A 24,438-nucleotide genomic window follows, 5' to 3' on the forward strand; every position below is an offset into this window, starting at 1 on the left:
GGCCTCTGAGATCTTTCTTAGGCTCCGAAAACATTGACGGCAAACTGGCCGATGTGAAATATCCAGTTGGCGATGAAAGAGATGGTCCAGTCTTCAAGTGCCGGGTCTGCAGCGCGCTTGCATGCGATGGGTGCACGCCAGATATACGAAGCCCTTCGCGAGCAAATCCTCGGCGGCGTCTACGAAACCGGCAGTCAGTTGCCATCCTCCCGGGCCCTGGCAAATGACCTCGGCGTTTCGCGAACCACGGTGACGGTCGCCTATGAGCAACTGGCTGCGGAGGGTTTCATCGAAGCCCGTCAAGGCGCGCGACCTCGCGTTGCGTCTTCGTTGATCGGCCATGAGACGGGCCGCACTCACGCGAAACGGGTCGGCCCAATCCACCTGTCCGCATATGGCGAGCGGCTGCGCGCGACGTCACCCTGGCCAGATTATCTGCCGACTGGGCTGAAGGTCGAGTTCCGCTATGGGGACCTGGCACCGTCGGATTTCCCATCATTGGTCTGGAAACGCGCGATGAACGAGGCGATGGGGCAGCGCCCGCTGCGTCTTGCCTATGACGATCCTCGCGGCTCGCGCCGGCTCCGCCAGGCGCTTCAGGGATATCTCTGGCGCGCTCGGACCCTCAGCTGCGACCTCGACCAGATCGTCATCGTCAGCGGTTCGCAGCAGGGCCTTGATCTGTGCGCGCGCCTGCTTCTCGATCCCGCCGACAGCTTCGTCATCGAGGATCCGTGCTACAGGATGGCGCGTCAGGTCTTTGCCAGTACGGGTGCTTCACCCATCCCGGTCATCGTCGATGAATACGGCATGAGGACCGAGTTGCTGGCGGGGATCGGAGCACGACTGGCTTATGTGACGCCATCGCATCAGTTTCCGCTGGGCGGCGTCATGCCGATCGCGCGCCGCCATCAGCTTCTGGAATGGGCGCGGCACAACAACGCCTATGTGATCGAGGACGACTACGACAGCGAATATCGCTACGACATCAATCCGGTCCCTCCGCTGCACAGTCTCGAGGACCACGGGGCTGTCATCTATCTCGGCACGATCTCCAAAACGCTCTCGCCGATGCTGCGCATCGGCTACCTCGTCCTCCCGCCCGAATTGCAGGAGGTCTTCGCAACCGCCAAACAATTCGCAGACCGGCATTCGCCGGTCGCTGAACAGGAAGCGCTGGCATCGTTGATCGAGAGCGGCGGCTACGAAAGCCATGTGCGCCGTGTGCGCAGGCTGAACGGCGAGCGTCGGGAAACGTTGTTGGGTGCCTTGCAGCACAGCTTCGGGGATCGCATCACTGTCCAGGGAGCTGATGCGGGACTGCACGTCGCGGTTTGGTTCAATGACCTGCCACGATCGCGGGAAACGGCCTTGGTCGAATCCGCCCGCGACGCTGGCCTGGGGCTACACTTGATCTCGCCGCTCTACGAACGGCCATCGGACGAAGGCCGCACCGATCGCGTCGGACTTGTCATGGGCTATGCCGCCTTGAGCATTCGGCAGATCGGGAAGGGCGTTGAGATCCTGCGAGAGGTTGTCAAGCAGGTGCAAGACGCGATGCCGGCGCGGAACAACTGAGACGGGGCGACGTCGAAAGCTGGCGCTGAAAACGGTCCGAGACCCCTCGTATTTCTTTCCAGACAGCCAACTGGACCGGGAAAATGCCATGCAACTGGCGCTGTTGATCAGGCCAGTTTTGCAGCAGGTTCCACGAGACGAATTCCGAGAGCGATGATGACCTGGCGAGGAAAGCTGCTTCACGTCCATATCGCGCCCGCTGCCTCCTATGAAATGGAGGAGCTGGCGCAGGCGCAGCTTATTGCCGGCCAAGGCATTGTCGGAGACCGCTACTACCTGGGGACGGGGACCTATTCGGCGCGTCCTGACGTTCGGGAGGTGACACTGATCGAAGCTGAAGTTCTGGACGCCATCGCGAAGGGCGAGCCCAGGATTCCGGGCTTCAAGGCCAAGCTCGCACCCGAAGATCACCGGCGCAATCTGACGACACGAGGCGTTCCGCTTGGCCATCTTGTCGGCAAACGCTTCCGGGTCGGGGAAACGATCCTCAGAGCCGCCCGGATGAATGTGCCGTGCAAGTATATCGAGGAGTTGCTGGGGCTTCCGGGTCTCTACGAGGGGCTTCTGAACCGCTCCGGCCTGAACTGCACAATCGAGGTCGGGGGCGTGATCCGCCCCGGTGATCTGATCTTGCCCATCGACGAGTGAAACGCCATGGCCTCGCCGCGTATTATCATGAAGCTGACCGTGACCGCTGTCCGCAAGGAGCCGGGCGACGTGCTGGTCATCGACCTGAAACACCCACGCAAACCTGTGCTGCCGGCGTTCGAAGCGGGTTCTCACGTTGATGTCCATCTTCCCGAAGGAAAGGTACGTCAGTATTCACTTTGCGGCGACCCGACCGAGCTCAGCTGCTACACCATCGCGGTGAAGCGCGAGAATGACGGCCGTGGCGGCTCGGCGTGGATCCACGAAACCATTGTCGTCGGCTCCACACTGCCTGTCTCCGCGCCACGCAACCATTTTGCTCTCAAGCCAGGCGAGGGGCCGACTTTGCTGCTGGCAGGGGGGATCGGGATCACCCCGGTTCTGGCCATGGCGCGCGCGCTCGCCCGGCAGGCCAAGCCCTTCGAGTTGCACTATTTCACCCGCGGCCGGGCGCTCACGCCACTCTTGGAGGTAATCGAGGACGATCTTCCTCGCGATAATGTTCGGTTCCATTTCGACGACGAGCCGGCGACCCGCCAGGACATCGCCGCGCTGCTGGCGAACCATTCGGTCGAGGCTCAGGTTTACTATTGCGGGCCGCCTGGATTCATGGCCGCCGTGGGGCGGGCGGCTGAACCCTGGCCCGAGGGCACGGTTCATTTCGAAACTTTCCAGCCTCCCGAGTTTGATGGCGCGCCACCGGAACCATTCGTCATAGAACTCCGTGCGGGCAGGGTGGTTGAGGTTTCGGCTGAGACCACGGCACTGGCCGCCTTGCGTGCGGCCGGTGTGCCGTTGATGGCCTCGTGTGAGAACGGGGTGTGCGGGACCTGCGAATGCGCAATGCTGGCGGGACAGCCGATCCATCGGGATGCCGTCCTGTCCAAAGAGGCACGCGGCCACCGCTTCATCCCCTGCGTGTCGCGCGCGACAGGTGTGTTGAAGCTCGATCTTTGACCATTTGGGCGGGGGTCCTGTGAGACCGGCAGCTGATTTGCGGGAAACTGAATGACGAGGAAACTGGAATATCTAAACGAGATCGAGCGCTGCGTCTCCTGGCTCGCAGCCTGGACGATCCACCACGCCAACCACCACCGCGAGGGCGATGAGATCAAGGTCGGGGGGCATCAGGCCTCGTCCGCGTCGCTGAGCACCATCATGACCGCGCTCTACGGTTCGGTCCTGCGCCCGCAGGATCGGGTGGCGGTCAAACCCCATGCGGCGCCGATCTTCCATGCACTTCAGTATCTGGCGGGCAACCAGACCCATGAAAAGCTCATGAACTTCCGCGGCTACAAGGGCGCGCAGAGCTACCCTTCGCGGACGAAGGATGTCGACGATGTCGACTTCTCGACCGGGTCGGTGGGTCTCGGCGTTGCTCAGACGCTGTTCTCGTCGCTGGTGCAGGACTACGTCTCGGGTCACGGCTGGATGAAGGAGCGTACCGAGGGCCGAATGGTCAGCCTGATCGGCGACGCCGAGATGGATGAGGGCAACATCTACGAGGCGCTGATCGAAGGCTGGAAGCACGGGCTCAGGAACTGCTGGTGGGTGGTCGACTACAATCGCCAGTCGCTCGACGCCGTGATCCGGGAGGGCCTCTGGCAGCGGTTCGAGCAGATTTTTCGCAACTTCGGCTGGGACGTGATGGTCCTGCGCCACGGCGCTCTGCAAGAGGCTGCCTTTGCCGAGCCGGGGGGCGAGAAGCTGCTCGAGTGGATAGAGCGCTGTCCGAACCAGCTCTATTCGGCGCTGACCTTCCAAGGGGGTGCTGCCTGGCGCAAGCGGCTGCTCGACGAGATCGGAGACCAAGGGCCGGTCACCACTCTGATCGAACGCCGCTCCGACGACGAGTTGCAGGCGTTGATGACGAACCTTGGCGGGCATGACATGCCGAGCCTCCTCGAAGCCTTCGAGGCGGCGTCCAGGCATGACCGTCCCGTCTGCTTCATCTGTTACACCATCAAGGGCTACGGTCTGCCGCTTGCCGGACACAAGGACAACCACGCGGGGCAGATGACGCCCACGCAGATGGAAGACTACCGCCTGCAAATGGGCGTAAAGCGGGGTGAGGAGTGGGACAAATGGGCGGCCGCCACCTTGCCGGAAGCGGAACTTGACGCCTTCTTCGCAAACGCGCCGTTCTTCAGTGAGGGGCATAGGAGGCTGTCTGCGCCGTCGGTGCCGGTGCCTGAAACCCTTCCGTCACCGGGGCAGCCCGGCAAGCCGCTCTCGACCCAGATGGGGTTCGGCCAGATCCTGAACGACATCGCACGCGAGCGCAGTCTGCTTGCCGACCGCATTGTCACCACCTCGCCCGATGTGACGGTCTCGACCAATCTCGGTGGCTGGGTCAACCGGCGCGGCCTTTTCGCCCGGGAGACCATGACGGACACCTTCAAGGCCGAACGCATTCCGTCGACCTTTACCTGGGAATTTGGGCCGAAGGGGCAGCACCTCGAGCTCGGGATCGCCGAGTCGAACCTGATGATCATGCTCGGGGCGCTCGGTCTCTCGCACTCGATCAATGGCGTGCGCCTGCTGCCGATCGGGACAGTCTATGATCCCTTCATCTACCGATCGGCCGACCAGCTAAACTACGCCTGCTATCAGGATGCGCGCTTCATGCTGGTCGCAACGCCCTCGGGCGTGACGCTGGCGCCCGAGGGCGGAGCACACCAGTCGATCGGCACCCCATTGATCGGCATGGCGCAGGATGGGCTTTGCGCCTTCGAACCGGCCTTCGTCGACGAACTGTCCGTGATCATGCGCTTTGCCTTCGATTACATGCAACGTAATGGCGAGGGGGATCCGGATGAGACGACGTGGCTGCGTGATCAGACCGGAGGATCGGTCTATCTTCGCCTGTCAACCCGGCCGCTCGAGCAGCCGCTGCGCGACATGAACCCGGCGCTCGCGCGGGACATCGTCAATGGCGCCTATTGGCTGCGTCCGCCTGGGCCCAACGCGAGTGTCGTCATTGCTTATCAAGGCGTCGTCGCGCCGGAGGCGATTGCCGCGACGGGTCTTCTGGCGGAGGACCGGCGCGATGTCGGGCTGCTCGCGATCACCTCCGCGGACCGGCTTAATGCGGGCTGGCAGGCGGCGGAACGTGCCCGGCAGCGTGGCGCGATTGGCGCCCTGAGTCATATCGAGCGGCTGCTCGCGCCGCTATCGCGTGACTGCGGCATCGTCACCGTGATCGACGGCCACCCGGCGACGCTCGCGTGGCTCGGTGGGGTTAACGGGCATCGCGTGAAGGCGCTCGGGGTCGAGCAGTTCGGCCAGACGGGGACTATTGCGGACCTATACCGTCACCACGGCCTGGACACCAACGCCATCGTACATGCGGCGCATGCGGTCAGTGCGGGACCGGCTGTTCGCTACCGGAAGGCGCTGCCTTGACCATGAGCTACCGGATGCTCCGTGGCTGGTACGGATCGGCTGTTTCCACAGGCGTTCCGGTTCGCTTCAAAGCGGACAGGGCCGGGACACTGTGGACGTTCTGATCGCGCTTGAGTAGCTTGTGCGACCCCCAGGGTCACCTGGAATACGCAGGGAGGCGGCTTTTATTTAGCCTTGGGTCCAATTACGAATTCGATCCAATCCAGTCCGGAGCAAAAGCTCCGCGTCCTCCCGATTTTCGGCTTCGACGTAGCACCGCATTTCCGGGGCATTTCCGGATGGACGCAAATGCAAGACACGCTTATCCGCGAGAGTGATACGAAGTCCGTCAACATCGCTAACCTTGCTTACCACTCCAATCGACCCGACGAAGGCGGCGATGTTAGTTTCCGCTGTACGAAGGTATGTCATGAGGCGAGTGCTGCTTTCGACGGAAAAATTTTCCAAGCGATCCGCCGCCGCTGCCGGCATTTGAAAGGAACTGCCAATCTCCGACAGTGGCTGCCCACTTGTATTAACAAGGGAAAGTGCCGCAAGGATGGGGAGAAAACTGTCGCGTGTAGGTAGCGCTGGCAGTTTAGTTCCGTTCGGGTCAAAGTCCGTGCCGGTCAACAAACCACCGTTTGCTTCGAAACCAACCACGCGCTCGTGACCCGACGCAACCAAATCGAGCATGGCAGCAATAACAAATGGAGATCCAACCTTGGTACGCACGACTTTAAAAGAACCTGCGGTCTCGATACCAGAGTTTGATGTGACCGGCGTGACGACTGCCTTCGCTTGCAGGAAGTTCGCCGTAATCAGGCCTAACAAATCACCGCGAAGGGGGTCTCCGTGGTCGTCAGCTACCAGTGGGCGGTCACCATCGCCATCTGCCGAGACGACCGCATCAAGCCGATGCTCTTTGGCCCAGAGCTTGAACTGTTGAGCAGTCTCGTCAGAGACCGCTTCAGTGTCGACAGGAATAAAACCTTCCGAACGTCCCAGGGTTACGACCGTCGCACAGTGATATGAGAGAATGTCAACCAAGAGATCGCGCGCGACTGTGCTGTGCTGATATACGCCCACCGTTAAGCCCTTTAGAGCATTAATCTCCATAAGCTTTCGATTGCGCGCCATGAAAAAGGCCTTGCATTCGGCCTCCCGGTGCTGCCGACGTGCAACAGCACCTTCAAGGACGTGTCCGCGCTTCTCCAACTGCAAGGCGATGCGCGTTATCTCCCGCTCATCACCCTTGTCGATCTCACCGTCGGGTCGATAGAATTTTATTCCATTACGGTCGGCCGGAATGTGCGAGCCTGTGATCATCAAACAACCACTCTTACGCGCCTGAGCATACAGTGCCAGGGCAGGGGTGGGGACTGCGCCGCAATCGACTACGATGAAGCCGAGCGCAGACAGTGCCGCCGCACAGACGGCGGCGATGGCCGGACTCGAGGCGCGAAAGTCGCGCCCTATGAGTATCTCGTCGCCAATTCTAGCCAGGCCGGATTCCAGCAGGAATGTCGCGAATGCCGTTGCATATAGGGCAGAGGCGGCTCCTGCTAGTTCTGTCGCCAGGCCCCGTAATCCACTTGTTCCGAATTTCATACCAAATCCGACGTTGCTAACCGGGTTTTGAAGGTAACATGCTCAAACTTTGGCTCGTCCGGAATGCCCATCGACAGATCCCTCGGACGAGAACAAGAAGTACATTCGGTTACCGTAGACGCGTTCGGTTCTCGACGGTTACCCTTTGTGAGGATTGACGCAGTCGGCGCCGGCGTGGGCAGCGCACCGTGACCTTCATAGCGACGAGGTTGGAGCGGATGGGGTCCGGGTCCGGCAGGGCTCCTCGCGGCTGGCTCACATGAGCGCTATCGCCATCGAGTGATTGTCTCAGTCCACATTAGCTCTGGGTCCCGAAAGCGCGTACAGGCCTGAGACGCAGCAAATCCTCTTATCTATCGCCGTTCGGTGTAGCTCCCGTTCAGAAATGCATGATAGACACTCTCGATGCCTTCCATGAGAGTGATCTTTGCTGCCCATCCCAAAGTGCGCAGCTTGTCGACGCTCATCAGCTTTCGCGGTGTACCGTCAGGTCTAGAGTGATCATGCGCGATCTCCCCGGTAAATCCGACTACACGGCAGATCATTCTAGTCAGCTCTAGGATCGTGATGTCTTGTCCGCAGCCGAGATTCACGTGATCATGGTCAGAGTAGTTCTTCAGAAGGAAGACTAATGCGTCGGCGCAGTCGTCGACGTGCATGAATTCCCGACGTGGTGTGCCCGTGCCCCAGATGGTGATTTGCTTATCACTTATGAGCTTAGCTTCATGCGCTTTCCGGATCAGCGCTGGGATGACGTGGCTTGACTGCAAGTCATAATTGTCGCCTGGCCCGTAGAGATTCGTCGGCATAGCGGAGATGTAGTCACGGCCATATTGCTGGCGATAGGCTTGAGCCATTTTGATGCCGGTGATCTTGGCGACGGCGTAGCATTCGTTGGTGCGCTCTAGTGGCCCGGTCAATAGCGCGCTTTCAGGAATGGGCTGTGGTGCCATCTTCGGATAGATGCAAGACGAGCCGAGGAAGAGGACGCGGTCGACATTGTTTTCGTGGGCTGCCGCGAAGATATTGGCCTCGATCATCAGATTGTCGTAAAGAAAGTCGACCGGATAGGTGGCGTTCGCGAGAATACCGCCTACCTTTGCTGCCGCCATAACGATAGCGTCCGGTTTCATCACTGCCACGAAGTTTTCAACTTCGGTCTGTCGCTTGAGATCTAGCTCTCCCCGAGGGGCGGCCACAACTTTGCAGTCTTCGGACGCGAGGCGGCGTACAACAGCGCTGCCCACCATACCTTTATGGCCAGCGACCCACACGGTTTTTCCGTTCAGATCATACATTACGCTTCCTTCATGACTACAGATGTCTGCATGACCTTCAGGTCTTCGCGGACCATTTCCGCAACAAGGTCGCGCACGGATATCTCATGCACCCAGCCGAGCTTCTCCTTTGCCTTGGTAGCGTCACCCAGGAGAAGATCGACTTCCGTGGGGCGGAAGTAGCGTGGGTCCACTTGGACTAGGCATCTGCCGCTCGCTACATCATGGCCCTTTTCGTCGACACCCTTGCCACGCCATTCGATCTCGACGCCGACATCTTCGAAAGCCCACTCGACGAATTGGCGGACAGGAGTCGTTTTGCCCGTAGCCAGCACGTAATCATCCGGTTGATCCTGCTGCATCATCATCCACATACCTCGCACGTACTCACGCGCATGCCCCCAATCGCGTTGAGCATCGAGATTGCCGAGATAAAGCTTGTCCTGCTTGCCCAGGTAAATAGCAGCGGCAGCGCGGGTGATCTTGCGCGTCACAAAAGTTTCCCCACGAAGGGGGCTTTCGTGATTAAAAAGAATGCCGTTGGAAGCGTGCATACCATAGCCCTCGCGATAATTCACGACCATCCAGTAGGCGTAGAGCTTGGCGGCGGCGTAAGGGCTGCGCGGGTAAAAGGGCGTCGTTTCGTTCTGCGGTACGGACTGCACGAGGCCGTATAGCTCTGAAGTCGAGGCTTGATAGAAGCGGGTCTTGTCCGTCAGACCGAGGAGGCGAATCGCCTCAAGAAGTCGCAATGTACCGATACCGTCCGCGTTTGCTGTGTACTCAGGTGTTTCGAACGACACCTGGACATGGCTCTGAGCAGCCAAGTTGTAAATTTCGTCTGGCTGAGATTCCTGAACCACGCGGATGAGGTTTGTCGAATCGGTGAGATCACCGTAATGCAAGATTAAGCGCGGATCGGATTCGTGCGGGTCTTGGTAGAGGTCTTCGATACGACCGGTGTTGAAGGAAGAGGAACGTCGCTTAATCCCATGAACGATGTAGTCTTTTTTGAGAAGAAGACGGGCAAGATAGGCACCATCCTGTCCAGTTATGCCCGTAATAAGAGCAACTTTCCTGCTATCACCCATTCTATTCCTGCTCTATAAATTTTAAAGTTTCGGCTCCGGGCTCGCCACGCCGACACAATGTGCGGCCCGCCCCGTGCCCTATGGAGCACTCGACAGATGCGGCGCGCGGCTCGTCATTGACAGTCCGCCAGCCGAGCACACCTGCTCTTGCTTGGAGTCGCAGCAAAATAGAGTTGCGCCGCTCACCTGTCGGATTCGTACATGCGGTCAGAGTACCGCTCAGCTCACGCCGTGAGCGACTGTACTCCAAGCACCTTGCAGCTGATTTGCTCTTCTATCAGCGAGTGAGGACGCCTTTCTTTCTTGCTTCAGCGTCTTCTAATGGGAATTGTTTGGATCAGTGAAATCGATTGTTTGGATAAAGTGCATCCACAGAATGGATGGTCTGAGCGAGCAGCGGGGCGCATCGCCGGCCCGGAGTCGTAGCGCGAGCTTCCGTTCGGGGTGAGGACAAAGTTCGTGGCCGCGAGCCCTCACCACAGCATCCGGCACAGGTCGTGCAGAACTTTGGGAGCCGACTGCGGATTCTGTCGATCAGCTGGTTCCAGGCGCGTCGAGCCGTCGACCTCATCTCGCCCGGTATCGGTTGCTGTATGCAGCCTTGCACCCTTGGCGTACGGCGTCGACGGAATGATTTGCTTCGGCAGGCAGTGTCGCAGCGTTTCCCGGCTATTTCGGCTCTTTTGACCGGGCCCGCGTCAGCCGAGCCCCTTCATCATGGCATCCAACACATGGATGGCCGGCATCCACTCAATAGATTTTACATATGCCGCGGAGGCCCAGTAGAGAAGGCTGAACCGGAAGCGAGGGCAACCGGAAGCGAGGGCATCGGCTTCAAGCTTTGCGAGCGTCACGGGATTAGTGGGCAGTGCTGAGTGAGCTCTTCTGCCCTATGGCCCGGCCTCTGCCAAGGGCCCGGCGTCAGGGTCTACTAGTGTCGACTAAGGATTCTAAACCGGATGCAACCTCCTCTCCGAAACGAGATTTCCGAAAATGCATGTTAGTGGATTGGAAAAGCGCCGGTTCGTCGTCTCTCGGAGGCGTACGGGGTTCGGTGATTGTCTGTGGTCGTTGGCGGCCGCTTGGCGCTACGCGCAGCGGTCGGGACGAACTCTAGCCATCGACTGGCGGGGCGCCTGCTACCTCGACCAACCCTTCACAAATGCGTTTCCGGTGTTCTTCCAGCCGATCAATGACATCGCTGGGGTGCCGGCTATTTCCGACGACCGGATCAAGGACGTTTCCTTCCCTGGTCCATTCTTCCCAGAGTGGTGGAACAGGCCGGCGATCGAGTGCCTTTACCGGCCAGATGAGCAGATTTTCCAAGAGCGCGATGAGTTGGGCGAGCTCTTTCAGGCCGAACACGATGTCGAAGCGAACACAGTAGTGTGTGACGCTTGTCTGATGTGGCGGTGCGATGAGGAAGCAGAGCGGCAGGTGTTCCAGAGTGTCAAGCCTCGGCCAGAAATTCAAGCCCGCATAGATGCCATTTATCAGGAATGTTTTGAGGGGCACAGCATCATCGGGATTCATGTTCGGCACGGCAACGGTGAAGACATCATGGAGCATGCGCCCTACTGGGCCGATCCGGAGCTCGCCGTTCGGCAAGTGTGCGCTGCAATTGAGAAGGCTAAGGCGTTACCGCACCCTAGGCCTGTGCGGCTGTTCTTATGCACGGACAGCGCGCGGATACTGGATCTTCTGTCGGCCAGGTTTCCCGATCTGCTCACTGTCCCGAAGCACTTCGGATCCAATCAAGGTGGCCCCTTACACACTGCAGCACTCGGGATTGACGGCGGAATTTCCGCCCTCGTTGAGATGTATCTTCTCGGGCGCTGCGATACCGTAATTCGGTTTCCCCCGACGAGCGCCTTTACACGATATGCACGTCTATTCGCACCACGGGTAATTGAATTCGATCTGAAGGAGCCAAGTCGTTTGACTTTGATAGAAGACAGCCAAGTCTCTGATCTCAGTTAAGACCCGCGACCTTGCGCAATTCGGCAGAGGCAACCAACAGGCTTAGTTGAATGCGCATTTCTCATCGACGCCAGTGGAGGCGTCGTACATTACCGGTAGGGTCGTCATCTGGCGCCGCCCGCAACGCGCCAGAACTTCGCTGTTACGCCGGGGCCGCAGACAAGCCAGAGCGACGGCGATCGTGACGCTGACGCTCGAAAGAACGCGGGCGATCACTCCAGAGACGAAATCGAGGTTAGTTATGAAAGTGATTCCCGTGATCATCAGCGGCGGAGCCGGATCGCGGCTATGGCCCGCCTCAAGGCAATCGCACCCCAAACCTTTCCTCAAAGTAGCGGATGGATATTCTCTCATTCAGCACACTGTGCTGCGCGCCGCTTCGATAGAAGGTGTCGTGGAACTCGTCGCTGTGACATCCGGGGAACACCTCTTCCTGACCAAGGACGAATTTGACGAATTGGATTCCGTGGTCCTGCCACGCACGTTTCTGCTCGAGCCCGAAGCTCGGGATACGGCCGCCGCCGTGGCTGCAGCCGCGATCCATGCGAGGGCAACGCAAGGCCCTGACGCGATCCTGTGCGTTTTCCCGGCCGATCACCTGATTAGCAACCTGCCTGCGTTTCTAGACGTCATGGGCCTGGCCATGGAACATGCGAAGCTCGGGCGGATCGCCACATTGGGCATCACCCCAACCAGACCGGACACGGCATTCGGCTACATCGAAGCAGATGGTGAGAACGTCGTCCGTTTCGTTGAAAAACCGGATCTGGATACAGCCAAAGCCTATGTCGCGTCTCAACGCTTCTTCTGGAACGCCGGCATCTTCTGCTTCAGTGCGCAAACCATGCTCGACGAGATGGTTTTGCATTGTCCCGAGGTGCTCCAGGCCGTCGCCGACAGCTACGAGAACGGCCGCGCCAGTCAATGCCAAGGCTTTGCCAAAATCGAACTCGCGCCTGAGCATTTCGGTTCCGCGCCGCGGATCTCGCTCGACCACGCTGTCATGGAGAAAACTAACAAACTTGCCGTGATTCCCTGCGACATGGATTGGAACGACATCGGATCTTGGAACGCAATGGCCGATTTAATCGCCCCCGACGAAAGCGGGAACAGGATACGCGGCGATGTGCACATGGTCGACACGTCCGGCACCTATGTGAGCTCCGACAAACGCGTCATCGGCACGGTGGGCGTAAGCGACCTGATGATCGTTGATTCCCCGGACGCTTTGCTTGTCACATCCCGCGACCGCGTTCAGGACGTTAAGAAGCTCTTCGAGAGCCTCAAGGCTTCGGGACATGAAGCCCATCTGGTCCATAGCACGGTACACCGGCCCTGGGGTACCTTTACGGTTCTGGAGGAAGGCGAGCGCTTCAAGATCAAACGCATCGAGGTGAAGCCCGGTCGCCAGTTGAGCCTGCAGATGCACTATCATCGTTCGGAGCACTGGGTCGTGGTCAGCGGCTCCGCCAAGATCGTCAATGGCGAGCAGGAGTTGTTCCTGGGGACAAACGAATTTACTTACATCCCCTGCGGCCATAAGCATCGGCTCGAGAACCCAGGCAGAATTGACCTGGTGATCATTGAAGTGCAGAGCGGCGATTATCTCGCCGAGGATGATATCGTTCGCTTCGACGACGAATATGGTCGAACGTAGATAACAGTACAAAAAAGTTACACGACGAGGCGTCGCTCAAGGATCTCTGTCGTGGGTTCTGGGCCTGACATTGGCAAGCAGCGGGCCGAGCGTGTCATAGTATCCGCCCCGCGCTCTCATCAGGCACTCGATCGTGGTCGAAAACGTCGGTGAGCGCTTGACAGCGCGCCGTCCGCGGTAACGAAGACTTCAGATCTTTCTTAGGCGGACCCGTTGCTCAGCTGTTCAACGGCACAGCCCGTATTTCAGCCTGTAGGCGGCGATGAAATCCTCATCGCTGCAGATGCAGCGGCCGCTGGAATCTTTGGCTTTCGGATCATGGAGGTGAGAACCAAGGGGGCGCAGTAGGTTCACGCGAGTGCTGGTTGTCGGACTCATCGGAAAACCCGCACTATGCTTGACCAGGTCTGCGGCAAGCATGATCCCGGCAAGCGCTGATTGAAAGGCCATCGGAACCACGGTTCGAACGAGACGACTTCCATCGCTAAGCTGGAACACCAGACCGCCGCAGATAGCCTGCTGATAAAAGGAACGGAGGGGCTGGCCAACAAACGCGGCGAGCGGCTCAAACGGCACAGCCATCGCCGTAGCCACCCGAGCTACGAACTCATTGGGGACTCCTGTATTAGTCTGCAGGAGCGTTTTTACCTCATCGTGTGCTTCCGGCATTCCGAGTTCCTCCGCGACCAGTTGGTGTTCGTCCTTGGATTTCCCGGTCGGCATGTACATGCAGCAAAGGCAAGCCTGGCTGTCATCGAAACCATGCCGCGAGATGCCTAGATCTTGCTCCTGAGTCCAGGCGTTCGCGATCCATCGGGGCAGAGCACCTTGGACAGCCAGACGGTCGGCGGCGGTGTCAAGCGCCACACCCACTCGGTCGAATACCCAGTCGCCCCGGCGCGCAACATATTCTGCCCACTTCATAGGGTGCGCCTCGACTTCAAGGGCGGTGGACCGAAGGGCGTTGGTTGCGAGGGCCGCCTTAGAGAGGCCGACCTCCGCCTGACCTGCCAACACGTAGCGCTGCAGGTTTGAGAGTTCGATAGCTTCGTGATCAACTACATGCAGGCGCCCCGACAGACCGGATTGCCTCGCCAGCGCCCAGAGCGAGCCATGGCCTATCGCGCCGAGCCCAACGAGGTGCGTTTCGCCAAGGTTGACAGCGAAATTTAAGGGGCTGGAATCGCCGGCGTTGCTCTTGTTGTAGGTGCATAAAGAGAGGTCGATGTTCTCGTCCAGCTCGGCGCCGGTCAGCTGGGAAGCAAAGATGGTTCGAAAGACGTTGGCCGCGGCGAAGCAGCTTGCGGCGCCAGCTCCATAAGGCAGCAAGCTCGAGCCAGAGCCCACCGGGTCCGTCCGCGACAGCTTTGCCGCCCAACCCTGGGATCCCATGAAAAACGTTGGGCACCGAAGTGATGGGTGCACCGCGCCTGCAGCTACACAGACCGTCGCATACTTGCCGGAACGCCGGATGCTGATTTTTGGATTGATCGACTTTGCCAAGCGCTCGAGTGCTTGTGCTTGAGAGCTCGCGGCCATATCCAGGGGGAGTATGGCCAGAACCGGATACAGTCTGGCAAGCAACCTGACCGTAAGGTCAAGCGTCGCCTGGCCCTCGGCACACGATGCCGCTTGGCTGTCGAAGGCGACAGCCACGACCTGCTTTTCGAGAGCCGCTTTGAAGTCAGCGAGATGAAAGTCGGCCAGGACCTGAGATGCTGCCGTGGCGGCGCGGTCGATGAAATTAGCAAGTGCCATCGTTAGCTCGTTATCGTCATCATTCGCGCCAGTGCCGCGGATGGGACCTCATTCCAGTTCGCCTTGGCGTCAAGTCGATAGGCGGCGACCCGAGCAAGATCGAAAGGCTCGCGGGCGAAATTCGGCACCACCAGCGACAGACACCCAACGGTAGTAGCGACCGCATAAGCGTCGTCGGTCGTCGAATGGTAGGCGCGGCCCGGGTGGCTATGGATCTGGGCCAAAAGTTTCAAGCCGCGCTTATAGAGCCAGACATTGAGCCGGTGCAGTTCTTCGGCCGGAACAATCACGCAAACGCCATCGCTTGTTCGGATGTGGCGCTGCGCTGGGATAACTGTCTCCGTTACGCCAAAGTGCTGGTCTTGCTGAACGCCGACCCAGAGCGCCATTCCCTCATTGCCCTCGCGACCAACTGAGCGCAGATGCGCCTGCACACGCGAAACGCAGTCTCGAGGGAGAGTGACTGTCCTGACATCCTCCAGCGCGGTCATTCTGGAATGGCGGGTAAGGGCGCTATCATGGCTCCCACTGAGATTTGAAACTGATACTGAAGCTGCTCCACGGGACCGGTCCCGTACTTGATGATCTTGTCCAGGATGAACGCCAAACAGCCTTCGCCAGAACCCCGGTGGAGAAGCCATGAATCACCTGAATGGGCTGGATTGTCGTGGTATTCCCGGACGCCTGCCATGCACAGGAATGGCGTGTGTTCCGCACTGTTGGCCTGGATGAAGTCCGACAGCGACAGAGCGTTCTGCTGCATGAGGACCAAAATCATATCCGGTGGGGTTCCGGGTAGATGCGGCCGTCTCTGCATCCTAAGCAGCAAATCTTTCCGGGCAATCGGCCGGCGTATAAGGGGGTCGACGAAGACCACCGACGGAGGTCGGAGGTCGTAATTGGAGAAGTCGATCTCGACAGCTGCACCGATGAACTGTGGCTTTATCTTCGGTGGTGCGAAGATGAAGAAGGCCGTCGGGAAGCTCGCCTCGATCAGGAAGCAACCCTGAGCTCGGTAAATACCTGCTTGTGTTTGGAACCAGCCGATCTGCCGATCGAACTTCGCTCGGGACACCCCTGGGTCCACAGTTTGGAGTTCAGGCACCTGCGACACCCGCCTTCAGGCTGAGGAACAGGGTCACAGGGGTCGCGAAACCGAAATCGCCAACTTTTTTGTCGACGTCGAGCAAGGTGCCGGCCTCATCCTTGAATTCCCAATTCTCGGCCGGTTGGGCGACGTTCTGCGTATTCTCAAGTGCTTTGGTGCGAACGACGTGAAGCGGCTGGTTGGGATTGGCTTCGACCTGGGTGGGCTGGCCGTTCACCACCACCGTGATCTCGATCTTCCCGGGGCCGCCGCCGTGATTTTCGCCCTTGCCCAAATCCTTCGACATTGTCCTACTCCTGTGGCTTACCAACGGGCCCCAAGCCGCCAGTGCAGACCTGCTGGTGAGCGGGCTGGCGGTCCTCAATCGTCCACTCGGCGCCACGGACCGCGAGTGCGCGAAAGACAAGGGATAACATCGAATCGATGCTGTCTCCTTTTATGGGGACTTGTGGGGCAAGTAAACCGCCGAAACTGCTCTTCACAACTATAATCGATTAGAGCATTGGCGAAATACCGGCCCCATACCTATTCATGAACCCGCCGCAGCTTGCTCATTCGACTGGCCGCGTGCAACTCGGGCACTTGGTGATTCAGTTGGCAACATGCAAAATGGACCCATGCCGCAGTATCCAACGTGGAAGTCGGCAATACCCCCGCAAGTTGTCCCTGCTCCTTTGGAATAACGCGCCTGGGGTTGGGCCCGCTCTCGCCCTCTCCTGGCGACGTCGCCTAGGCGCTCGCTCGCGAGATCGGCTCGCGGGTGCAGATCGCCGGCGCTCGCCCGAAGTCGCCGATTGGGCGAGTACACTCGAGATGATTACCGAGCTCCGGCACCTGGTCGTTCATGGCGCGGCCGTGGTGTCCGACCGGCTGGCGGCATTGAGCAACACGCAGAACTCACTGACCTTCGATTTCGAGGCCGGGCAACCGCTCGACGTCAGGCTTCATCACCTGCAGTCGGTCGAGTGCTTTTGCGACCAGCTGCTCACGGCCGTCAACCTGTCGCTGGTCGAGCGGGCCATCGGTCCGCTTCGCAGATGAGCTTAATGCCTGGCAAGTTCAGAGAAGTCGGGAGGGATGCAAAGGGAGGCGCGTAGCGGGTCTCCATTGCAGGGATGGTGCGGTACCGTCGATGAGCAACTTCCGGTTCACTATGTGCTATGGAAGTAACATGTACCTAGAGCCAGATGTTTCACGCCAGCTATCCGCTGCCTAACGGCATCAACTGCGGGCCCGGATGAACGAACTAGCCAAGGGCGCGGCAGAGCGGTTCCGCAGCGCTGTTCGGCCGATCTACGGAGCCACAGAGAACGGCACCCCTAATCACATCGGATCTGCGGTCCTTTTCGCTATCCGCGGCATGAAGCTGCTGCTGACCGCCGCCCACGTCATAGACGCGAACGAGGAGATGGCCACCACCGTTTACGTCGGCGGAACCGTCCGAACGACGTCAAAACCGAATGGCGACCGGGACAAGGACCAATACGACTTTGCGGTCTGCCGTCTGCCTGAAGAGATGATCGCGCAACTCGGGACCGGGTACGTGACTGAGGGTGACATAACAACCGAGGTGCAGGCGGGCCATCTCTACACCGCGGTCGGCTTCCCCAGCTCGAAGAATCGCTGGTCCGATCCGACAACGAGAAAGACGGTGGCGAAGGTCTTGAGCTACTCCAGCACCTGGCGGTTCGACGACCAAATCGCGAAGCGGTTGGCAGGCCAAGGCAAGGGCGAGCACCACGTCTTCCTGGGTTATAAGAAGCACTCCCGGTCGGACGAAGGTAATCAAGGTCTGATCCGTACATCTCCGCGGCTTGAGCGGCGGCGCAATCATCGACGCAGGCCGCCCATCCGACTTGCGAGTGTTCCGAGAGGAGATCGCTCCGGTGCCGCGCTTGATCGGAATCACTGCCCAACGCTGGAAGGAACATCAGGTGCTCGTGGGCATCCGAATGTCAGTAATCCTCCGACTATCCTGGAAGAGTTTGTTACGCCCACAACAGCTCTCTGATTAGCAACTCACCAGCCCAGCACCGCCGCGGGCCCCTCTGTCAATACTTCGGTGGGTTCCTTGCTGGCGCCCAATCAGCCTCGATGGGGTCGTGTTTGACACGCTGCCTCTGTCCAACTCATGGTCGGCTCATGAGAGTCCGCGATATGCCAATAAGCGGCTAAGTCGGAGTCGCGTGGCGAAACGGCAGGTTTCTCTCGGCCGTGGCCCGAAACCAGACCATCAGCAGGCGGCCACAAGGCTGTCGGGCAGCTTGGCGCCTCATGCACGAACCCGCTTCGCGGGAGGGGCGCCTCGGCCTGTGATGGAGCGACAGGCATTTGACTTGAGCGGGTAGAGGCGTCGACCTGACCATGGAGTTCCCTTCAACGAGAGGAACTCGCCATGGCTACTCTGTCGACCGATGCACCAATCTCTCCGCTTCGCCAGCGCATGCAGCACGACATGCTCATGCGTGGCCTGGGCTCCCATACCCAGCAGGACTACGTTCGTCACGTCCGGCGCTTCGCTGCGTTCCTTGGCCGCTCGCCCAACACTGCGACCGCTGAGGACATCCGTCGATTCCAGTTGCATCAGCATGAGAGCGGCGTCGGCCCTGCGACGATCAATGGCGCGGTCTCGGCATTGCGGTTCCTGTTCCTCGTGACGCTGAAGCGGCGGGATCTGGCGCGTGCGCTGGTGATCATGAGGCATGAGCGCAAGCTTCCCTACGTGCTGAGCATGGAGGAAGCGGCGCGGCTGCTCGAAGCCGCACCAGGCATCAAGTACAAGGCCCCGCTCGGCGTCGCCTATGGCGCTGGTCTGCGCGTGTCCGAGGTCGCACATCTCAAGGTCGACGATGTCGATAGCACACGCATGCTGATCCGCGTCGAGCAGGGCAAGGGCCGTAGGGACTGTAATGCGATGCTCTCGCCGCAACTGCTTGAGCTGCTGCGGCTATGGTGGCGCGAAGGCAGGCGGCGCGGGGTGATGCTCCCGCATGGCTGGCTGTTCCCGGGGCGCAGCTGCACGGCGCCGATCTCGTCGCGGCAATTGCACCGCGCAGTCCAGGAGGCTGCCGAGGTCGCCGGCATCCGCAAACGCGTCAGCCCGCACACGCTACGCCACAGCTTCGCCACCCACCTGCTCGAACAGGATGTCCACATCCGCGTCATCCAGGTGCTGCTTGGTCACAGCAAACTCGATACGACTGCGCTCTACATCAAGGTCTCGACGCGGACGATCCATGCGGTCGCAGGGCCGCTCGATCGGTTGATGGCGCTGATGGAAGGCAAGACGCCGCCCGGTTGAGCCGTGCGCGCCTCGATCGAGGTCGCCGATATCTTCCGTGCTGCCGGCCCCGCCTATCGGGCCGCCCATGCAGGTCACCTGAGCCTCATCCAGCTCAAGGTGATGTCGGCGATCGAGCATTGCCGCACCGCGGCGCTCGGCGGTCACGTCGAGGCCTGCGAGGACTGCGGGCAATGGCGGATCGCCTATAACTCCTGCCGCAACCGGCACTGTCCCAGATGCCATGGCGCGGCCGCACGTACATGGCTCGCCGAGCGCGAAGCCGACCTGCTGCCGGTCGGCTATTCCATGTCGTGTTCACGCTGCCCGCCGAGGTCGCCGACATCGCGTTCCAGAACAAGGCGCTCGTCTACGACGGCGGCATCGGAGACGATGCTGACGATCGCCGCCGATCCCAAGCACCTCGGCGCACGCATCGGCATCACGGCCGTGCTTCACACATGGGGATCGGCGATGACGCACCATCCTCATGTCCACATGATCGTGCCGGGCGGCGGCATCGCGCCGGACGGGTCACGCTGGATATCGTCGCGGCCGGCCTTCCTTCTCCCGGTCAGAGTACTGGGCAAGCTGTTCCGGCGTCTGTTCCTGACCCGGCTGGTCGCGCTGCACGACGCCGGTCGGTTCGCCTTCTTCGGATCGATGGCGCACCTGACTGACCGTCGGGCCTTGGCACTCGCAACATCGCGCAAACCCGAGGCTCGCCGCGGTTGTAGGCCAACAACGCTCGAACCAGTGCTTCCCCGTCAATCCTGTCGGTCTTGGCCCGCCGGCGGCGACGCGATGTGGCAATGGATGCCGGGTCGACAACATAACTCTCGATGCCTTCGCGTTCGAGAACCCGGTGTATCCAGAATCCATCCAGACCAGCTTCCTGGATTGATATGACCCGGAAGCTCTGCCCAGTCCGCACTTCCGCCTTTCGTTGCAGCTCTGCGACGTGATCGAGCAAACCCGGAATGGCGCCCCCAGACACGAGGTGTCTCGACATTCTCTCGCCCCCACCTGGCGAAAGCGAAGTCACGAGCCATTTTGAACGAGACAGTTCTAACGAGACAAATATTGCGGCAAGATCGACGCGGATAGCGGCCGGGGCTTTGGTGGTGTTGGCTTGCATGCTGACCTCCAGGTGATGTTTGGCAACTTCACTCCGGCAGAGCGCGGGTCGCCTTCCATCCCCATAGGATCTTCAGCATTTGTGCCGTTCGCTGCACTCCTACTTTGTCCTAAGAGCTGCCGTTCGTTCGCAGGCTGCGTTGGATTCGCGCGCAAGGGCGTCAATTAGTTGACTATTGTCCACGAAACTCACGAACTGGCGTCACGGCGATAGAGATTGATACGGATGGCATCGCCAAAGAACGTATCGCCCCACGACGAAATGATGTTGCGCTCATCGAGCCACTTTGCGAGTTCGATGTTGATGTCCGTCTTGTCGATCCTTGGGGAATGATAACCGGTCTTGATTTCGGAGAACGGGTCTGGAAGGGCAGCGAGGATTTCGCGCACGTCACCGTCGCTCAAGATTTTCTGGCATTTGGTGAACAGTGATATCTGGACCCGGATTGGTGCCGAGTTCAGGATAACCGCGCGCGCGGCTTCGACATTCAGGGCGCTCACGTCCGCCCCATTCCTCTCCAAGATCGCGCCCACTTTGCCCGCCCGAGATTGCAGGCCACCGAGCAAGGTGAGATCCATTGACCGGATGATCGCCAGTTTACGGGTGTCACCGATATCCTCGCCTAGGAGCAACTCACGGAAATCGTCTTCGAGCGCGAACGTCGCCTCGTCTTTCAAATATGCATCAATGTTTCCGACCACGAATAGGACTTGGAGGTCAATTTGCTCTTGAAGAGCATCCACATTCTCTTTCGTAAAATTGACCCTCGCTTCCTCGATCAATACCCGCAATTTACCAGGGCCAAGATTGCTCGGAAATTTAATGAAGGTCCTCGGTAGCCTTTGGACATAGATTCGATACGTAGTGTCTTCCAGGGCGTCGTCGTTGATCAGGAACTGGCGCAGGACGGCTGCCTTATCGTCGGAGGGAATGGCCTGCTGTGGCAGTGCCGCCAGCGCTGCCTTCGTCTCGAGAAAACTGGTCAAAGTTGCCGCATCGAAGGCCTCGCTGCCCATGAAGGCAAGGCAATTCTCCCACGAAGGTTCAATTCTGCTCAGCTGGAAAACGAGGGAGTGAAAACGGACTGGCACATCGCCGAAGGAAGAGATAGTCGCCGACTGCCTTTCGAGGAACCGACTCAGATCGTCAAAATCGGCATCCTCTCGACCGATAATGGACAGAACGGTGGCCACGCTCTCGCGCGAATTGTCCTCAAGCCGCAGGAGCACGTTCTTTAGATAGTCAACGAAGCCGCGCTCGATCCTGAAACTCAGGACCGCATTACCGACTCCCGTGACCGTCGTGTAATTCCGCGTGCGAAAGGGCTCGAGATCGTCAATTCCTAGAACGGTTTGGAAGATGAACTCTAGGTTCTCAACGGAGAGCGTGTAGAAGCCCTCTTCGAAGAGGAAGCGCGCAATTCCAGGAAAGCCTTCTATACTTCTGAAGTCATCCAGCTCGATCCCAAGGGCCTTTAGACGAGACGGATCGATGTTGGTCCCGAGCGCGAGAATCTGAGCTAGTTTTTCGGAGACGAATGGCGAGATCTCGGGATATGCGGCCGGCAGCGCGTTGAGGGCCGGCTCAGGCAAATGGGCGATGATCTGACCAACATGACGGAGATGCCCGGAACTGGCAAGAACAGCCGGAATGAAGCCTGCCCAAGCCGCTCGCAACCCTGCAACCAACTTGGGCACTTCCTTTCCCGCAGCGTAGTAACTAGTGAAGAAGGCGTCGCAATTCTCGAACTCAGAAGCCAGATACTCAAACATCTTGACACCTTGTCCCGCATAAGCGGCGTCGTCACCCAGGAGGCAATCGACGATCTTGACGTTGAGGACGTAGTGTTGACGGAAATCCTCGCCGCGCATAGCCGCCACGACTTCCTTCGCATTGTCGATCGGGAAGTTGGGGTCCGGGTTTATGAAGCCGCGTATCTGAATGAGAAATTTGTTGTCGTTGGGCGACAGTCGACCCGCATGGAACAGCGATGTATACTGGTAATAGGTGTCGTCGATATAGCCTTCCATTACTAGAAAGCGAGCTAGCTCGCCATTTTCGCCAAACGCGCCAAAAAGACCGCTCAGTTCTTTCGCGTTCAGGCGAATTACCTCATTGAATTTAGCAGAGCGCAGAGTGGCGATCTTCTCGCGCAGCGCTCGCAGCCTTGTAGAGGCAGAGCTCCTAGACCCAGCGGCCCGCTGCTCAACCTCTTCCTTGCGCTGCGCAAACGTCCTCAGACTATCGACCTCGGACTGCAAGCCCGAGATGTTGATGTTCTGGTGATACCCGTTGATATTACGATAGTTAATAGTCTGGCTATTGATGACCTGGTCAAAATTTTCACTTCTCGCGAGTGTGCTAATTTCGATCAGATTCTGACCACTCTGACCGACGTGAGTCGCTTGAGCAGATAGCTTCTCAAACAACGCCATCGCATAAATTCGGCGGAGATCGAGCAGGTCGGCTGGAATTTGCCGTTCAGCAATGTCGACCTCATGCTCGATGCGCTCAATAGCGGCCTTATGTTCTGCTTCACCGCGGGCGATAAACTCATCATGCTTTTCAAGGATCTGCGCGAGATTTCCCTTGCCGCGATGAAGGTTCTCGAAGTCACTCGGAAATACATTCTTATATATCAGAACCGCTAGGAGCTTGTTTGCGTCCAGCACATTGTCGCCATCCGTCTCCAGATTAGCGACATAGATGGCATACTCATTGAAGATGTTTTGTATGAGCCTTAGGTCGTTCAGATATCGTGAAACCTCACGCAGAAACTGGCGATCAAGTCGGCTGTCCAGCGAAAGCCGCTTGCCCTGCTCCAGGACTTTATCGATCGAGTTAGAGCTGTTGATGACTGGTATAACTGGGATAATGAACTCAAAGAACTTCGTTCTGTCCGTGTTCGCGAACATGTCATCGCGCAATGCGTAAAGGAAGCGTATCGTCCGTTTCACGCCAGCATTCGCATTTATGAGGCTATTTATCTCGCGGAGAGTAATGAATATCTCGGAATTGTTGAACCTGTCGAGATCTTCGATAATGACGAGATCATACTTTGTCGACTGAAAGAAGTATATAATCTCGTCCAAATGCCGATTAAGAATCGATTCCTGGCTGGCCGCGATAGGTGTGATCTCAATATCGCTTAGCGAAATACTCTTGAGAGACAGGCCGAAGCTAAGCTTGTGGAAGTGGTAGACTGTCAGCCAGAGGAACGATGCTCCCATGACAAACCACATGAAATTGGGCCAGTTACTTATTGAAAGAGGCAGGAAAAAGCTGCCACTGATGACGTCATCGCGCTTTTGGAAAAGATGCCAACAGGCCACAACGCCAAGAATCACGTACAGAGAAAGGAAGATCGACCATCTACTGGGTGACTTAATTCGCTTAAAGCGCGAGAGTGGCAGCCGGTTTGCGTCCGCGCCATAGAGCATCTGCTGAAGAATGCTTCTCTCGATCTCCTGTTTGCTCACAGCGCCACCGGGGGCGGTTGCCTCAGGAAGGAACGCGGCGAGCGATATCTGCAGAATTGGATGCCGGTATTTTTTTAGAAAGGCCCTAATGATGCTGCTTTTTCCCGAACCATAAGGCCCGGTCAGAGCGATGTTCGAAACTCTGGGATTGCTCGTCGCGTACAGAAGCGCATCGGAATATACTCCTGCCTCGTCTGCCTTCTCGGTTGGGGCAAGATCGATAAACTTTGATCGTACATCGACCGCGTCGTTTGAGGGGCAAAGAAAGTTAACGATTCTAGCGATGATTTGCCGCAAGCTATTTCGAAGTCCCATAAACAGAGGCGGTAGCGCTTCAACGCTTAGCATGCGCGCAGGTATGGCCAAAGCCGATTTAGACGTGGGTCCGAATGTGAGCGATGTCGGCACTTCCTTGCCGCCGTAGCGATCCATCAACTCGTTCGAGCGCG

The 24,438-nt window shown here is 58.7% G+C and carries 17 protein-coding genes and 2 pseudogenes; 10 read left to right on the forward strand and 9 right to left on the reverse strand.

The features are described 5' to 3' along the window. Nucleotides 1-72: 72 nt before the first annotated feature. From pdxR to AC3EML_RS09830, 4 genes are all read left to right on the forward strand, one after another. The gene (pdxR, locus tag AC3EML_RS09815) at nt 73-1,578 is read left to right on the forward strand and encodes a MocR-like pyridoxine biosynthesis transcription factor PdxR (protein ID WP_352460405.1); all 1,506 of its coding nucleotides are present in this window, start codon (nt 73-75) and stop codon (nt 1,576-1,578) included. 156 nt (nt 1,579-1,734) lie between these two features. Beyond that, a complete protein-coding gene (locus tag AC3EML_RS09820; protein ID WP_352460406.1) occupies nt 1,735-2,226 on the forward strand; it encodes an MOSC domain-containing protein in 492 nt (163 codons plus the stop codon). Nucleotides 2,227-2,253: 27 nt separating this feature from the next. Further along, the gene (locus tag AC3EML_RS09825) at nt 2,254-3,183 is read left to right on the forward strand and encodes a PDR/VanB family oxidoreductase (protein WP_488505191.1); all 930 of its coding nucleotides are present in this window, start codon (nt 2,254-2,256) and stop codon (nt 3,181-3,183) included. 51 nt (nt 3,184-3,234) lie between these two features. Then, complete coding sequence (locus AC3EML_RS09830; RefSeq protein ID WP_352521969.1) at nt 3,235-5,631, forward strand: transketolase; 2,397 nt, start codon at nt 3,235-3,237, stop codon at nt 5,629-5,631. Nucleotides 5,632-5,799: 168 nt separating this feature from the next. Here the strand turns inward: AC3EML_RS09830 and AC3EML_RS09835 are convergent, their stop codons facing one another. From AC3EML_RS09835 to gmd, 3 genes are all read right to left on the reverse strand, one after another. Next, nucleotides 5,800-7,221: a phosphomannomutase gene (locus AC3EML_RS09835; RefSeq protein WP_352460374.1), complete on the reverse strand. Its 1,422-nt coding sequence runs from the start codon at nt 7,219-7,221 to the stop codon at nt 5,800-5,802. 353 nt (nt 7,222-7,574) lie between these two features. Next, entirely contained in the window at nt 7,575-8,519 is a 945-nt protein-coding gene (gene fcl / locus AC3EML_RS09840; protein WP_352445705.1) for a GDP-L-fucose synthase, read from the reverse strand. After that, on the reverse strand, nt 8,519-9,589 hold the full coding sequence (gene gmd / locus AC3EML_RS09845; RefSeq protein ID WP_352460375.1) for a GDP-mannose 4,6-dehydratase: 1,071 nt from the start codon (nt 9,587-9,589) through the stop codon (nt 8,519-8,521). Before gmd ends, fcl begins: the two co-directional genes overlap by 1 nt. Before the next feature lie 993 nt (nt 9,590-10,582). Between gmd and AC3EML_RS09850 the strand changes: the two genes are divergently transcribed. Together AC3EML_RS09850 and AC3EML_RS09855 are read left to right on the forward strand one after the other, a co-directional pair. Further along, nucleotides 10,583-11,569, forward strand: a complete 987-nt coding sequence (locus tag AC3EML_RS09850) for a nodulation protein NodZ (protein WP_352460376.1) — start codon at nt 10,583-10,585, stop codon at nt 11,567-11,569. A 241-nt stretch (nt 11,570-11,810) separates the two neighbouring features. Continuing rightward, nucleotides 11,811-13,226 (forward strand): mannose-1-phosphate guanylyltransferase/mannose-6-phosphate isomerase, encoded by a 1,416-nt coding sequence (locus AC3EML_RS09855; RefSeq protein ID WP_488505396.1) that lies wholly within the window; start codon nt 11,811-11,813, stop codon nt 13,224-13,226. Nucleotides 13,227-13,451: 225 nt separating this feature from the next. Here the strand turns inward: AC3EML_RS09855 and AC3EML_RS09860 are convergent, their stop codons facing one another. From AC3EML_RS09860 to AC3EML_RS09875, 4 genes are all read right to left on the reverse strand, one after another. Beyond that, entirely contained in the window at nt 13,452-14,984 is a 1,533-nt protein-coding gene (locus tag AC3EML_RS09860) for an E2 ligase fold family C protein (protein WP_352521970.1), read from the reverse strand. Between the two features lie 2 nt (nt 14,985-14,986). Further along, nucleotides 14,987-15,373, reverse strand: coding sequence for a Mov34/MPN/PAD-1 family protein (locus tag AC3EML_RS09865; protein WP_352460378.1), 387 nt, complete (start codon nt 15,371-15,373; stop codon nt 14,987-14,989). Between the two features lie 98 nt (nt 15,374-15,471). Continuing rightward, entirely contained in the window at nt 15,472-16,059 is a 588-nt protein-coding gene (locus tag AC3EML_RS09870) for a putative metal-binding protein (protein ID WP_352460379.1), read from the reverse strand. Nucleotides 16,060-16,081: 22 nt separating this feature from the next. Beyond that, nucleotides 16,082-16,378 (reverse strand): DUF2604 domain-containing protein, encoded by a 297-nt coding sequence (locus AC3EML_RS09875; RefSeq protein WP_352460380.1) that lies wholly within the window; start codon nt 16,376-16,378, stop codon nt 16,082-16,084. A 527-nt stretch (nt 16,379-16,905) separates the two neighbouring features. Here AC3EML_RS09875 and AC3EML_RS09880 point away from each other — a divergent pair. From AC3EML_RS09880 to AC3EML_RS09895, 4 genes and pseudogenes are all read left to right on the forward strand, one after another. After that, nucleotides 16,906-17,133 (forward strand): hypothetical protein, encoded by a 228-nt coding sequence (locus tag AC3EML_RS09880; RefSeq protein ID WP_352460381.1) that lies wholly within the window; start codon nt 16,906-16,908, stop codon nt 17,131-17,133. Nucleotides 17,134-17,329: 196 nt separating this feature from the next. After that, entirely contained in the window at nt 17,330-18,103 is a 774-nt protein-coding gene (locus AC3EML_RS09885; protein ID WP_352460382.1) for a hypothetical protein, read from the forward strand. 384 nt (nt 18,104-18,487) lie between these two features. Then, nucleotides 18,488-19,393, forward strand: coding sequence for a tyrosine-type recombinase/integrase (locus tag AC3EML_RS09890; protein WP_352521971.1), 906 nt, complete (start codon nt 18,488-18,490; stop codon nt 19,391-19,393). 3 nt (nt 19,394-19,396) lie between these two features. Further along, nucleotides 19,397-19,993, forward strand: a pseudogene (locus AC3EML_RS09895) (IS91 family transposase); the annotation flags it as partial. A gap of 1 nt (nt 19,994) precedes the next feature. Here the strand turns inward: AC3EML_RS09895 and AC3EML_RS09900 are convergent. Both AC3EML_RS09900 and AC3EML_RS09905 read right to left on the reverse strand, forming a co-directional pair. Next, nucleotides 19,995-20,510: pseudogene (locus tag AC3EML_RS09900) on the reverse strand (IS110 family transposase); the annotation flags it as partial. A gap of 188 nt (nt 20,511-20,698) precedes the next feature. Beyond that, nucleotides 20,699-24,304 (reverse strand): YobI family P-loop NTPase, encoded by a 3,606-nt coding sequence (locus tag AC3EML_RS09905; RefSeq protein ID WP_488376752.1) that lies wholly within the window; start codon nt 24,302-24,304, stop codon nt 20,699-20,701. Between the last annotated feature and the right edge of the window lie 134 nt (nt 24,305-24,438).

It is taken from the genome of Mesorhizobium sp. P170090 (genome assembly GCF_057786115.1).

Bases quoted from the DNA above. Each gene is read 5' to 3' on its own strand.
- AC3EML_RS09820 (WP_352460406.1), top strand. From the start codon at position 1,735: ATGACCTGGCGAGGAAAGCTGCTTCACGTCCATATCGCGCCCGCTGCC.
- AC3EML_RS09835 (WP_352460374.1), bottom strand. From the start codon at position 7,221: ATGAAATTCGGAACAAGTGGATTACGGGGCCTGGCGACAGAACTAGCA.
- fcl (WP_352445705.1), bottom strand. From the start codon at position 8,519: ATGTATGATCTGAACGGAAAAACCGTGTGGGTCGCTGGCCATAAAGGT.
- pdxR (WP_352460405.1), top strand. From the start codon at position 73: ATGAAAGAGATGGTCCAGTCTTCAAGTGCCGGGTCTGCAGCGCGCTTG.
- AC3EML_RS09885 (WP_352460382.1), top strand. From the start codon at position 17,330: ATGAACGAACTAGCCAAGGGCGCGGCAGAGCGGTTCCGCAGCGCTGTT.
- AC3EML_RS09855 (WP_488505396.1), top strand. From the start codon at position 11,811: ATGAAAGTGATTCCCGTGATCATCAGCGGCGGAGCCGGATCGCGGCTA.
- AC3EML_RS09825 (WP_488505191.1), top strand. From the start codon at position 2,254: ATGAAGCTGACCGTGACCGCTGTCCGCAAGGAGCCGGGCGACGTGCTG.
- AC3EML_RS09875 (WP_352460380.1), bottom strand. From the start codon at position 16,378: ATGTCGAAGGATTTGGGCAAGGGCGAAAATCACGGCGGCGGCCCCGGG.
- AC3EML_RS09905 (WP_488376752.1), bottom strand. From the start codon at position 24,304: ATGGGACTTCGAAATAGCTTGCGGCAAATCATCGCTAGAATCGTTAAC.
- gmd (WP_352460375.1), bottom strand. From the start codon at position 9,589: ATGGGTGATAGCAGGAAAGTTGCTCTTATTACGGGCATAACTGGACAG.
- AC3EML_RS09850 (WP_352460376.1), top strand. From the start codon at position 10,583: ATGCATGTTAGTGGATTGGAAAAGCGCCGGTTCGTCGTCTCTCGGAGG.
- AC3EML_RS09830 (WP_352521969.1), top strand. From the start codon at position 3,235: ATGACGAGGAAACTGGAATATCTAAACGAGATCGAGCGCTGCGTCTCC.
- AC3EML_RS09865 (WP_352460378.1), bottom strand. From the start codon at position 15,373: ATGGCGCTCTGGGTCGGCGTTCAGCAAGACCAGCACTTTGGCGTAACG.
- AC3EML_RS09890 (WP_352521971.1), top strand. From the start codon at position 18,488: ATGGCTACTCTGTCGACCGATGCACCAATCTCTCCGCTTCGCCAGCGC.
- AC3EML_RS09880 (WP_352460381.1), top strand. From the start codon at position 16,906: ATGATTACCGAGCTCCGGCACCTGGTCGTTCATGGCGCGGCCGTGGTG.
- AC3EML_RS09860 (WP_352521970.1), bottom strand. From the start codon at position 14,984: ATGGCACTTGCTAATTTCATCGACCGCGCCGCCACGGCAGCATCTCAG.